This is a genomic window from Aliiruegeria lutimaris, from assembly GCF_900099935.1.
Taxonomy (GTDB): domain Bacteria; phylum Pseudomonadota; class Alphaproteobacteria; order Rhodobacterales; family Rhodobacteraceae; genus Tropicimonas; species Tropicimonas lutimaris.
In genome coordinates, this window is the sequence record NZ_FNEK01000107.1 from 1 (window position 1) to 12,147 (window position 12,147).

General features: G+C 60.4%; 14 protein-coding genes. 8 read left to right on the forward strand and 6 right to left on the reverse strand.

Going from position 1 to position 12,147, the window contains the following annotated elements; translation table 11 throughout:
* From BLR85_RS25990 to BLR85_RS26005, 4 genes are all read right to left on the reverse strand, one after another.
* A partial coding sequence (locus BLR85_RS25990) for an ABC transporter permease family protein (RefSeq protein WP_139188338.1) occupies window positions 1–411 on the reverse strand: 411 nt, incomplete at its 3' end.
* A gap of 14 nt (window positions 412–425) precedes the next feature.
* Window positions 426–1,298, reverse strand: coding sequence for a carbohydrate ABC transporter permease (locus BLR85_RS25995; protein WP_068307306.1), 873 nt, complete (start codon window positions 1,296–1,298; stop codon window positions 426–428).
* A gap of 134 nt (window positions 1,299–1,432) precedes the next feature.
* Complete coding sequence (locus BLR85_RS26000; protein WP_093164303.1) at window positions 1,433–2,752, reverse strand: ABC transporter substrate-binding protein; 1,320 nt, start codon at window positions 2,750–2,752, stop codon at window positions 1,433–1,435.
* 117 nt (window positions 2,753–2,869) lie between these two features.
* Window positions 2,870–3,895, reverse strand: a complete 1,026-nt coding sequence (locus BLR85_RS26005; RefSeq protein ID WP_170844776.1) for a LacI family DNA-binding transcriptional regulator — start codon at window positions 3,893–3,895, stop codon at window positions 2,870–2,872.
* Window positions 3,896–4,038: 143 nt separating this feature from the next.
* On the opposite strand from BLR85_RS26005, the gene BLR85_RS26010 reads away from it, so the two are divergent.
* From BLR85_RS26010 to BLR85_RS26035, 6 genes are all read left to right on the forward strand, one after another.
* A complete protein-coding gene (locus tag BLR85_RS26010) occupies window positions 4,039–4,989 on the forward strand; it encodes a carbohydrate kinase family protein (RefSeq protein WP_170844777.1) in 951 nt (316 codons plus the stop codon).
* 11 nt (window positions 4,990–5,000) lie between these two features.
* The gene (locus tag BLR85_RS26015; RefSeq protein ID WP_093164309.1) at window positions 5,001–6,257 is read left to right on the forward strand and encodes a class II D-tagatose-bisphosphate aldolase, non-catalytic subunit; all 1,257 of its coding nucleotides are present in this window, start codon (window positions 5,001–5,003) and stop codon (window positions 6,255–6,257) included.
* Window positions 6,258–6,518: 261 nt separating this feature from the next.
* On the forward strand, window positions 6,519–6,911 hold the full coding sequence (locus tag BLR85_RS26020) for an SIS domain-containing protein (protein WP_212635170.1): 393 nt from the start codon (window positions 6,519–6,521) through the stop codon (window positions 6,909–6,911).
* A gap of 73 nt (window positions 6,912–6,984) precedes the next feature.
* Window positions 6,985–7,755, forward strand: coding sequence for an L-iditol 2-dehydrogenase (locus BLR85_RS26025; RefSeq protein ID WP_093164311.1), 771 nt, complete (start codon window positions 6,985–6,987; stop codon window positions 7,753–7,755).
* Window positions 7,755–8,699 (forward strand): PfkB family carbohydrate kinase, encoded by a 945-nt coding sequence (locus BLR85_RS26030; protein ID WP_093164313.1) that lies wholly within the window; start codon window positions 7,755–7,757, stop codon window positions 8,697–8,699. The genes BLR85_RS26025 and BLR85_RS26030 overlap by 1 nt, the downstream gene beginning before the upstream one ends.
* Window positions 8,700–8,714: 15 nt before the next feature.
* Window positions 8,715–9,380: a transaldolase family protein gene (locus BLR85_RS26035; RefSeq protein WP_093164315.1), complete on the forward strand. Its 666-nt coding sequence runs from the start codon at window positions 8,715–8,717 to the stop codon at window positions 9,378–9,380.
* Between the two features lie 175 nt (window positions 9,381–9,555).
* Here BLR85_RS26035 and BLR85_RS26040 read toward each other — a convergent pair whose 3' ends face one another.
* Window positions 9,556–9,840 (reverse strand): recombinase family protein, encoded by a 285-nt coding sequence (locus BLR85_RS26040; RefSeq protein WP_093164317.1) that lies wholly within the window; start codon window positions 9,838–9,840, stop codon window positions 9,556–9,558.
* A 591-nt stretch (window positions 9,841–10,431) separates the two neighbouring features.
* On the opposite strand from BLR85_RS26040, the gene BLR85_RS26045 reads away from it, so the two are divergent.
* Together BLR85_RS26045 and BLR85_RS26050 are read left to right on the forward strand one after the other, a co-directional pair.
* Window positions 10,432–10,746 carry a hypothetical protein gene (locus BLR85_RS26045; RefSeq protein WP_093164319.1) on the forward strand — a complete coding sequence of 105 codons (315 nt, stop codon included), beginning with the start codon at window positions 10,432–10,434 and terminating at the stop codon, window positions 10,744–10,746.
* Window positions 10,747–11,244: 498 nt separating this feature from the next.
* A complete protein-coding gene (locus tag BLR85_RS26050; protein ID WP_093164321.1) occupies window positions 11,245–11,643 on the forward strand; it encodes a hypothetical protein in 399 nt (132 codons plus the stop codon).
* 269 nt (window positions 11,644–11,912) lie between these two features.
* Here the strand turns inward: BLR85_RS26050 and BLR85_RS26055 are convergent.
* A partial coding sequence (locus BLR85_RS26055; RefSeq protein ID WP_170844778.1) for an ATP-binding protein occupies window positions 11,913–12,147 on the reverse strand: 235 nt, incomplete at its 5' end.

A 12,147-nucleotide genomic window follows, 5' to 3' on the forward strand; every position in this document is an offset into this window, starting at 1 on the left:
CAGGCCGAAATCGCGGAAGATCAGGTAGATCGGGATCAGCACGCCGACGGGCGGCAGCATCTTGGTCGAGAGCATCCACATCAGCACGTCCTTGGTCCGCTTGGCGGGCACAAAAGCCATTGCCCAGGCGGCCGGGATCGCGATCAGCAACCCGAGGAGGGTCGAGCCGACCGAGATGGTCACCGAGTTCATGAAGTGCTTGAAGTAGTCGGAGCGCGCCTGAACCGCGCCATAGCTCTCGGTGGTCCAGTCCGAGGAGAAGAGAACTTCGAGAGGCGCCCGGATCGCGTCCTCCTCGGTTTTGAAGGACAGGATCAGGATCCACAGGATCGGGAAGAACATCAGGAAACCCAGTGTTCCGGCCGTTGCTGTGTTGAACATCTTGGATTTTGTCGAAACTGCGCGTGCCATTTTGTTCCCTCCCCTTAAGCGTCGAGGTTCTTGCCAATCATCCGCATCAGGAAGAATGCGACGATATTGGCGAGGATGATTGCGACGACACCACCTGCGCTGCCGATGCCCACATCATATTGCAACAGCGACGAGACATAGATCAGATAGGTGAGGTTGGTTGTTGCGACGCCGGGGCCACCATTCGTGGTGACGAGGATTTCGGCGAAGATCGAGAGCAGGAAGATCGTCTGGATCAGGATCACGACCGTGATGGCGCGCGCCATATGCGGCAGCATGATGAACCAGAAGCGGTTCGGCCAGCTCGCCCCATCCATTTCCGCCGCTTCCAACTGCTCCTGGTCGAGCGACTGGAGCGCCGTCAGAAGGATCAGCGTGGCGAATGGCAGCCACATCCAGGAAACGATGAGGATGATCGAGGCCATCGGGATCTGTCCGAAAAAATCGACCGGCTGCATCCCGAGCGCACCCGCGATCCGGCCGAAGATGCCGTTCACCGGGTTCATGAACATGTTCTTCCAGACAAGGCCGGACACCGTCGGCATGACGAAGAAAGGCGCGATGACCATGATGCGGATAATGCCCTGTCCGAACATCGGTCGATCCAGCAGGAGCGCGAAGCAGATGCCACCGATGGTCGTGATCGTCAGCACACCTGTCACCAGCACCAGCGTGTTCACCATCGCCGCGCTGAAGCTGGGATCGGTGAAGAACCAGTAATAGTTTTCCCACCCTGCAAAAGGGGTACTTCCCGGTTGCAACAGGTTGTAGCGCAGGAACGAGAAGTAGATCGTCATGCTCAAGGGAATGATCATCCAGCCCAGCAGCAGGATCACTGCCGGGGAGATCATCAATCGAGCAGAGGATCTGGAAGCCTTGGTCGCCATACGGTTCGCCCTCCCTGCGAATTTACGTAAGCACTCGGGGAAAGACCGCTGTCAGGTCCTCGCCGGAATGCTTTCTGCCAGGCGGAGGTAAAAACGGGCCGAAACGCTTGGTTTCGGCCCGCTTCGGGAGGAGGTTACTTGATGTAACCCGCTTTGGTCATTTCGCGGACGGCGAACTTCTGGCTGTTTGCCAGCGCCTCTTCAACCGTCGCCTGACCGGTCAGGGCCGCGGAGATCTGCTGACCCACATAGTTGCCGATGCCCTGGAACTCGGGGATCGCCACGAACTGGACGCCGGTATAGGGAACCGGATCCCTGGTCGGGTTCGCCGGGTCAACCGAGAAGATCGCATTCTTGATGGTCTCGGCAAAGGGCGCAGCTTCCAGAAGACGCGGATCTTCGTGGACCGATGCGCGGGTTCCGCTCGGCACGGCGACCCAACCTTCGGTTTCGCCGACCATTTCGTAGTACTCTTTCGAAGTGCCCCATTTCAGGAAGTCCTTCGCAACGTCGGCTTTCTGAGAGCTTGCCGGGATGGCAAGAGCCCAGGACCAGAACCAGCCGGTACCGTTCGACGTCACCTGCTTCGGTGCCTGGAAGAAGTCCGTCACGTCGGCAACGGTGGAGGTTTTCGGGTTGCGAACGTCATTGGCGGCCGAAGTGGCGTCGACCCAGGTTGCGCATTTGCCGTCCTTGAACAGGGCGCGGTTCTCGTTGTGGCCATTGGCGGACGCACCCGGAGGACCGTAATTGTTCATCAGGTCGACATAGTAGGTGATCGCGTTGTTCCACTCTTCGCTGTCGAGCTGCGGCTGCCAGTCCATGTCGAACCATTTGGCGCCGAAGGCGTTGGCGAGCGGGCCGATGAACGCCATGTTCTCACCCCAGCCGGCCTTGCCGCGCTGGCAGGTGCCGTAGACGCCATTGTCGGGGTCGTGGACCTTGGCGACAAGCTCGGCAAACGCGTCATAGGTGATCTGCTCGGTCGGGGCCTCGACACCGGCCTTCTCGAACACGTCGGTGCGATAGAAGGTGAAGGACGTCTCGGAGTAGAGCGGAACGGCATAGAGGTGACCGTCGGCCGACAGGCCGTTGCGCACCAGCTGGAAGATGTCTTCCAGGTCGTAATCGGCGTCATCTGCGAAATCGTCCAGCGGCGTAAGCCAGCCCTTGGCGCCCCAGATCGGCGTCTCATAGGCGCCAATGAACATGATATCGAACGAGCCGCCACCGGTGGCGATATCCGTCGTCGTGCGCTGGCGCAGGACGTTCTCCTCCAGAACGACCCAGTTGATCGTGTTGCCCGTGGCTTCTTCCCACTTCGGAGCGAGCTTCTGCATGACGATCATGTCAGCGTTGTTCACGGTCGCAATGGTAATCTCTTCGGCAATCGCCGAAGTTGCCACCGCCGATACCAGCGCCGAGCCGGCAAGCATTGCGGTTCTCAGTTTCATCGAAAGTCCTCCCTTTCGCGTTGAACACACCGCGGGAGGCTAAAGACGACTCGCCTCACCTGTCAAATGAAATTTTTACTCCCGTAAAATTTAATCCCACCTCGGCGTCGCGCCCCCTTAGGCGGAAGAGCGAAGAACGAGCTTGCATTCGATCAGGACCTCCGGCCGCTCTTCCTGCGTCCGGCCGTTCTCGATCAGGTCAAAGAGCTTCTCGACGCTCCTGTCCACGATGGCCGAGTAGTCCTGCGCGACCGTCGTCAGCGGCGGGCAGGTGAAGCGTGCCCAAGGATGGTCGTCGTGCCCGGCAACCCGCAGGGCGCAGCCCGCGCCATGTCCCACCCGGAGGCCCTGCTGGTAGGCGGCCGCGATGAATCCGATCGCGAGCCGATCATTGCTGCACAAAACGGTCTCGGAAGGCAGCTCTTTATTCGAGATAAGGCGCATCCCTTCGTCCATGCCGATGCGCTCGAAATCCCAGCCTTTTCCATCGACGCGAATGACCTTCGGATCATGCCCAAGACGCTCCATCGCCAGAGTGTAGGCATCACGGCGCTTGTTTGCGTTCGGGTTCACCGGCGGCATTTCGAGGAAGCAGGGGGGCTCGCCAGAGCGGCACAGGTAATCGACAATCAGGGGGATGCTCTGGAAGCTGTCCGAGCCCACGAAGGCCTCCCCGACCTTTACATTGCTGTCAAAAACAACCGTCGGCACCTCTTCGGTGAAGTGGCGCACGCTATCGAAATCCGAGTGCCGCCCCAACGGTGCGATCAGTGCCCCGGCGGGACGTTGGGATTGCAGAGCGGCGAGCGCGTCATTCTCAAGCCGCTGCTCGCCATGCGCGCTAAAAATCATCGGCGAGAATCCGGCGTCCATGCATCTGCGCTCCATCAGGCGCACGATCTCCGCGAAGAACGGGTCGGCCAGGTAGGGCACCACGATCCCTATCGTCTTCGTGAGCTTCCGGTTCTGGTTGATCGCAAAGATGTTTGGCCGGTAGCTATATGCCTCCAGCGCAATCTCGATGCGGTCGCGAGTCGACCTCCGAACGCTTTCAGGATCGTTGAAATACTTGGAAATTGTCGGACGGGAAATGCCGCTGACCTCGGCAAACTCCTCCATTGTTTTGATCTTCCGCTTCATCACACCCGCGCCTTTCCCTGAAGGGCCGGGATACCCCCGGCACCCGCAGCGCTCAAGTTCTCAGTATTATGGAAACAGAAAAATTGACACGCGTAAAGTATTTCCGTATGTCGAAATTACAGCTCGAACAACCAAGCGAGGGTATTATGCCGTCTGGCCCCACGATCATTTCGGCCGGCGAGCTTCTCGTCGAATTCGTTTCGCACCGGAAGGGTTGCGGACTTGAGGTCGTATCGGAGTATTCCGGCCCTTACCCGAGCGGTGCTCCGGCGATCTTCATCGACCAGGCCGCGCGCATGGGCGCCGCTACCGGGTTCTATGGAACGGTTGGTGATGACGGGTTCGGCCGGTCTCTGGTTGCGCGCCTGAGGGAGGACGGCGTCGATACCTCCGGCATATCCACCGATCCCGACCGGACGACCGGCACCGCCTTTGTCTCCTACTACGAGGACGGATCCAGGACGTTCATCTTCCATTTGAAGGACACGGCGGCGGAGGCGATCTCCTTCTCGGCGGAAGACTTGCCGGATGGGGAATTGATCCTTCACGTCTCCGCAGCCTCTCTTGGCGCGCCAAAGCTGCGGAACGTCATCGTCCAGGCGGTCGAGGCCGTTCTTGCACGCGGCGGCCGGATCTCCTGCGATCCGAATGCGCGGCCGGAACTGATGCGAGATGACGCTGCACGGCAGGCGCTGCAGGAAATCGTCGAGCAAAGCTGGTGCCTGATGCCGAGCACGAGCGATCTGGGCTACCTGTTTCCCGGGCTGGGCGAGGCCGCCGCGATCGAGAGGATGCTTTCGGCCAAGGCGGAGATCATTGCCCTGAAACGCGGCGCCGAGGGGGCGACCCTGATCTCGCAGGGGCAGCGTTTCGACATCGCTCCGCACAAGGTCGAGGAACTCGACCCGACCGGCGCCGGCGATGGGTTCTGCGGCACCTTTGTCGGACTTCTGGCGCAGGGCGTTTCGCTGGAAGAGGCCGGGCGGCGCGCCAATGCTGCCGGGGCCATCGCTGTGACGCGGCGCGGCCCGATGGAGGGCAATTCGAGCCCGGAGGAAATCGACGCGTTCCTTGCTGCTGAAAATACCCGCGCCTGAGAGGAGCCAAGATGCTTGATATTCACTCCATGATCGAGGCGAACCGCAGCGGAAAACCCGTCGGGCTGCCCTGTTTCTGCACCGCGAACGAGCAGGTCATCGGGTCGATCCTCGGCTTTGCCGCGCGCAGCGGGTTCCCGACCGTGATCGAGGCCACCTGCAACCAGGTGAACCAGGATGGCGGATACACGGGCATGCAGCCCGCCGATTTCATGCGCTGGATTGAGCGGATGGCCGGAGAGGCCGGTGTTCCGATGGAGCAGCTGGTGCTCGGCGGCGACCATCTCGGGCCAAATGCCTGGCGCAGGGAGCCGGTCGAGACCGCCATGGAGAAGGCACGGGAGCTGGTGAAGCTCTATGTCGAGGCCGGATTCACGAAGATCCATCTCGACGCCAGCATGGCATGCGGGGGCGAGCCCAATCCGAGCTTTACCCAGATCGCCGAGCGTGCAGCAGATCTCTGCGCGGTCGCTGAGAAATACGCGCCGGATCCGGAGGCGCTGATCTATATCATCGGGACGGAGGTGCCGATCCCCGGCGGCGAGACCGAGGAGCCCGACGCGCTGGATGTAACCTCGGTGCCGCGTTTCCAGGATACGATCGATACGCACCGCGCGGCCTTTGAGGCGCGCGGGCTGGCGCGGGCCTGGTCCCGGATCGTTTCGGTGGTGACCCAGCCCGGCGTCGATTTCTCGCATACCTCGATCTTCCGCTTCGTTCCGGAAGCGGCGGCCCCGCTCTGCAGGGCCATCGAGGACGCGCCGGGCCTCACCTTCGAGGCGCATTCGACGGATTACCAACCGACCGAGGCGCTCCGGGAACTGGTCGAGAACCACTTCTTCTTCCTGAAGGTCGGGCCCGAACTGACCTTCCGTTTCCGCGAGGCGGTCTATGCGCTGGCCGAGGTCGAGGCGCTCCTGTCGCCTGCAAAACCCAGCCGGCTGGCCGAAACGGTCGCCGCCGTCATGGCCGCCAAGCCCAGGGATTGGCAGGATTACTATGCAGGCGACGACGCCCGGATCGAGTTGCTCAAGCGCTTCAGCTACAGTGACAGGATCCGCTACTACTGGAACGACGCAGAGGTCGCGGCCGCGCTCACGCAGATGATGGCCAATCTCTCGGAGCAACCTCTTACCAAGACCATCCTGTCGCAGTTCTTCTTCGGCCGCGACTTCGGAGCCCCGCCGGCAAGCGCGCAGACGCTCATCGCCGAGCACATCGAGCGGGCCGTGAAGCGGTATTTTACAGCCTGCGGATTCGAGGAATAGCCAACGGTGCGCAAAGGTCGCTTTGACAGCTGCTGCCATTCGGCATGGATTGGCGCTGTAGCGGAGTTCCCGCCCGCGAGTCGCGGCGAAGAGGGGCGACCATGACATCCATCTATAGCAGCACTTTGGCCGAACTTGGCGCAACATTCGACCGGCTCGACGACGGCGCGGTGGAGGATGCGATCCTCGTGATCGCCTCGGCCCGGCGGATTACGCTCTACGGAGTCGGCCGGGAAGGGGCTGCAGATCAAGGGCTTGGCGATGCGGCTGTTCCATCTTGGCCTGCAGGTTTCTGTGGTCGGGGACATGACGACGCCACCGCTCGGAGAGGGCGACCTGTTGATCGTTTCGGCCGGACCGGGCTATCTCTCGAGGGTCCAGAGCCTCCTGGAGACCGCATCGGCAGCGGGTGCGCGCACGCTATGCGTCACCGCCCAGCCCGATGGCCGCTGCCCGCATTCCGCCGATCATGTCCTGACCATTCCGGCCCAGATCATGGCCGACGATTCCGGCCCGGGCCTTTCGATCCTTCCCATGGGATCGCTCTTCGAAGGGGCGCAATTCGTGCTCTTCGAAATCATGGTGTTGAAGCTCCGCGACAGGCTCGGGATCGACCCCGAGAAGATGCGTCGCAACCACACGAACCTGGAATGACAAATTGGCGCAAGGGGACGTCCGACCATGCGGACGTCCTGTTGGGCCAGCGCTTGGGAGGGATCTGGAAGCAATGAAAAGACTCGAAGGTAAGGTCGCCCTGGTAACGGGCGGAGCACGTGGCATTGGACGGGCTATCTGTGAGGCTTACGTGGCCGCCGGGGCAAAGGTCGCCGTGGCGGACCGGTTGGCGGAGGAGGCCGGGGAAACCGCCGCCGCCCTCGGCGAAAACGCGATGGCGCTGGCGATGGACGTGACCGATCTTGGCGCGATTGCTGCGGGTGTGGCCGAGGTCGAGGCGAAATGGGGCGCGATCGACATATTGGTAAACAATGCCGGTATCTTCACCATGGCGTCGATAGAAGAGATCACGCTCGAGGAATATCGCCGCCAATATGACATCAACGTCGCCGGCACGCTGTTCACGATCAAGGCCGTGGTGCCAGGGATGAAGCGGCGCGGCTCTGGCGCGATCATCAATTTTTCCTCGCAAGCCGGCCGCCGCGGAGAGCCGAACGTCACGCTCTATTGCTCCACGAAGGCGGCGGTCATCTCGATCACCCAATCGCTGGCGCTGGAACTGGCCCCGAACGGCATTCGTGTGAACGCCATCGCACCGGGGGTTATCGAAACGCCGATGTGGGATGTCGTGGACGGCCTGTTTGCGCGATATGAAAACAAGCCTGTAGGGCAGAAGAAACGGGAAGTCGGAGAGGCCGTGCCGCTGGGCTACATGGGCAGCCCCGAGGAAGTTGCCGCGCCTTGTGTCTTCCTCGCCTCCGACGAGGCGCGGTATATCACGGCGCAGACACTCAATGTCGATGGCGGGAACTGGATGAGCTGATGGCCGGCAGACCGATCCTCGCCGTTGGCGGTGAAAACCTGATCGATCATGTGACCCGCGATGGCGAGGTCTCGGCCTGCCCCGGCGGTTCGCCGTTCAACGTCGCCATGGCATTGGGCCGGCAGGAGATGGATGTGCACTACATCTCCCCGATATCCACGGATCGCTGGGGAGACTTGCTCACCGAAACGCTGCTCGCATCGGGTGTCGTCCTGACGAGCGGGCGCAACCCGGCCCCCACGACCATGGCGCGGGTGACGGTTTCCGACGGTGTGCCCAGCTACCGTTTCGAGCGGGAGCGGACAGCAGAGCGGATGATCACTCACGAAAGCCTCCGCGCCGCCCTGCCGGATGGCGCGGCGTCGGTCCATACCGGCTCGCTGACACTCACCGATGGCGCAGATGCAGCTTCCTGGGAGGCGTTCTGCGCCGATTGCTTCGAGGAAGGGCGGCTGATTTCGCTCGATCCAAATGTTCGCCTGTCGGTCATTGCGGATGTTTCCGGATACCGGGACCGAATCCTGCGCATGTGCAAACGGGTTCACCTGCTCAAGCTGAGCGACGAGGATCTCGAAGGGCTTTTCCCGGGCCAGACGCAGCCCCGGGCGCTGGAGGCGCTGCGTGCGCTTTCCTCGGCCCATTTGCTCATCCTGACTCGCGGCAGCGAGGGAGTCGTCGCTCAGATGGGCAGCGAGACGGTCGAGCTTCCCGCCACCGATGTGCCTGCGCTTGTCGACACGGTCGGGGCCGGAGACACATTCACGGCGACAATGTTGGCCGCACTGGCAGATCGAAACGCGCTTTCCACCGCCGCCCTCGCGTCCCTCACGCGAGACGACCTCATTTTGCTGCTCCGTCGCGCCAGCCTGGCCGCGGCGCTCAATTGCGGACGCGCGGGATGCAACCCGCCCAGCCGCGCAGAGATAGACGCAGCTTCAACCTGAAAGGCCAAAGACAAGATGGACCTCTATATCGACACCGCGGAAACAGCCGCCTGGTCGGAACTCATGCCCACGCGGCTCTTCAAGGGGATCACGACGAACCCGCTTCTGGCGCACCGGGCCGGACTCTCCTATCCGCAAATCGACTGGGCTGGCATGACGGGACTTGCCGCGGATCTCGGTGCCAAGGAACTTCACTGCCAGGTCTACGGTCCGGTCGAGAGCTACATCGACTTTGCCGGTGCGCGATACGAGGACGGGAAAAAGGCGGGTGTGCAGGTTGTGATCAAGGTCCCCTTGGTCGAACCGGCCATTCGCGTCGTGCCAAAGATGAAATCCGTCCTCGGCGGGCCTATCCTTATGACGGCCTGCTACGATTCAAAGCAGATGTTCGTGGCGACGGCTCTGGAGGCGGAATATATCGCGCCCTATTTCGGAAGAATGCTCGAAGGAGGGCTCCCGGCCTATGAGGCGATGGAGCAGATGCTTGCAATTGGCCAACTCGCGAGCGGCAATACCAGGATTCTTGTGGCCTCCCTGCGAAACACCGATCAGATGGTATCGCTTGCCCGCATCGGGCTGGATTGCTTCACGATTGCTCCAAAGATAGCTCGCGACTTGCTGACAGACGCCAATTCGGTTGCAGCGGTTGTCGATTTTGAAAACGCCGCACTGAACGCGTAGCCACCCTTGGTGGATCGGCGACTACATCAGCGAGCTTTGGTCGCCTGCTGATTGCAGCCTTCCTGCCCTGCTGGTCGGTTTCGCAACCTTGTGCAACCCAGCCAAGGTCCGCAATGGTGGCACGCGGTGCGGCACGACGGTGTTGGACTTTGGCGCACAAATCGGCTTAAGGGATTCATGTTGCGAATCCAAGCTTGTAGCAGTGCTGCAGGAGCACGTTCAGCGTCAGCCGCCCCATGCTGGTGGCGGTGGTGAATGCCTGGGTCACCGAGACGGAAGAGGCTTGGGCCGCATCCAGACGATCGATCAGATTCGCGAAGTCCGGCAGCGAGCGGGCCAGCCGGTCGATCTTGTAGGCAACGATCTGGTCGAGCATGCCAGCATCGACATCTGCTATCAGCCGCTGCAGAGCTGGCCGCTCAAGCGTGCCGCCGGAGATTCCGCCGCACTGGCGCGGAATACCCGCCCAGAACCCGGTGCTGAAGTTCGTGGATCAGCACCCGCTGCATGAACCGGATCGAGAGGCTGTCTGGTTAGTAGGAGCCATAAAAATCCCGATCCGCTTCTGACATGCTAGTGTTGCGAAGGGTTCTGGAACGATGCTCGTCTACCGGAGTTGTTGATCCGCGTTCGCTACGGGCGGCAGCCCGACGAAACACTGGTCGGGGCTGCCTGCCTTTCGTGCGCCATCGAGCATGGACCGCGCGGCGTGGCGGAGGCCGTCCGCAGGCACCTGAAACTGGCCCGGCCAAAGGGAGCGGCGATGCCCCCGCCCCAAACGCTCCAATAACGCGGAAGGAAAGAAAACCGCGCGCGCGAGGGCGGCGCCCGCACGCCTCGCTGAACCTCCCTGCCATCAGGTGCCCCAATCAACAGCATCGTCTATGTTATGCTATAATATGGTCGATTTTGTGGGCTATCTCCCAAATGGCCGGTTCCGCAGCAAATCCCAAGCGCGCAGACATCCTGCACACGCCACCTCCAGCAGGCTCACTTCGGGCTCCGGAGCGGGCCTCGTCGCCCGTGGCTTACGCCCCAGGATGGTCCTGCCTTGTTCCGGCTCGACCCGGAGACGGTGCGGATTTTCTGGAGGTGTGAGCACTACAATAACCTGCCCGGGGACGAGGTGGGCAACATCAAGGCGCTCGGGAAAGGCCGACGGTATCACCGCGTCGATATCCACAACGTGGACAGGCTACCACGCGCGCGCATCGTCTTCTTGCTGGTTCGAGGCTTCTGGTCGCCATGGCGGATCGGGCACATCAATGGTGACAGCCTCGACGACCGCCCGGCGAACCTCTACGTGCTTCGTCGCGGAACGACTGTCCGGCGGAGCGGGAGGAATTTCCCCAACCTGGGAAAGTGAGCCGCGTTGCGCCATGTCCCCATTGGGTTGGTTTTTCTTCGGCTTTGCCGACCTTGCGGTCATTCTCTGCAGCGCAGCATTCCCAGCGACTCTCTCCGAAAGATCGGCTACGTCATAGAATACCGGACGTTCGCGGCGGCTCACATCAAGGTCAAGTCAGCGGACGAAGCCGGCATTCGAGAGAGTGTCGATTGGACGTTATAGTGTGTCCAGGTTTGCACGTTCGCGCTGCCAGTATCCCCTTGGGTCAGTTGAAACCGTAAGTGTTGACAGGAAACACAAAGCGTGTTCGATTGGTTATTCAGTAAGGGTTTTTAAAGTCGCAATCTTGTAATCGAAAAGAAAGAAACTGGCACAAATTTCCAGACTTTCGAAATCGACGGCAACAAGATGCGCATTACACGCGATCAAGGAAAAGGTGGAGTTACGGTGGCTTCACTGAAGTAAAAGACCTTTCGTCCCACTTCCGTTTGTTTGCATCGTATTTGGAGATAAAATATGAGGACAGTTTTTATTTTTTGGCTCGCACTCCTGAGCTCAACTGCAGCTACATCTGCAGAAACCCCGAAACTTCCCAAAGGCGCTATTCAACTCGATGGCGCAGAAATCGTTCAATGGCTCAACGGCAAGACGTTCAGGAACGTGGTGATATACGATGCATCTGTGCCGATCACAGCTACGACAAACTGGAACTCAACCAAGATGCGGGTATCTGGCACCTATGTCGCTGGCGGCAACAAAGGGAAATTTGACAACGAGTGGATCATAAATGGTGATACGAGCTGCACCGAGAAGACCGCAGATGGAAAGTGGATTTGTCAGAAAGTCTTCATGCTGGGCGATGTCATGTATGAGGTTAACCGCAAAGGTAAGCTTCATGCTATATCCAAACCCTGATCATTGAATATCAAGGGAGGGCATTGTCAGAGAAGGCTACCCACGTGACGATATTACTTTCAACATGCCTAAAGCTCATATTTTTTTAAAAGAATCACAGCGGAACATAACTGAGATTGAATCTCGGCTTCGGGCTCGTCGCCGTCGTTCGCCGCTACGACCGTGAATGACCGCTTCCAACTCGGGCGATAGTGCAGCTGTTGATTTCCGCTGAGAAGTGACCCGGTATTTTCACCGAGATTTGACCCACCCTCAGTATGCGTCTTTGTTCATGACCTGGTCAATGTAGCGGTCTCCCTTCTTGTCTTCTTGGCGGCCTCGGAACTGGCCTTGAAGCGGTAGCTGTCGTTGCCGGTTTCCAGGATGTGGCATCGGTGTGTGAGCCGGTCGAGGAGTGCCGTGGTCATTTTTGCATCGCCGAAGACCTGCGCCCATTCTGAGAAGCTGAGGTTTGTGGTGATGATCACGCTGGTGCGCTCGTAGAGTTTGCTCAGGAGGTGGAAC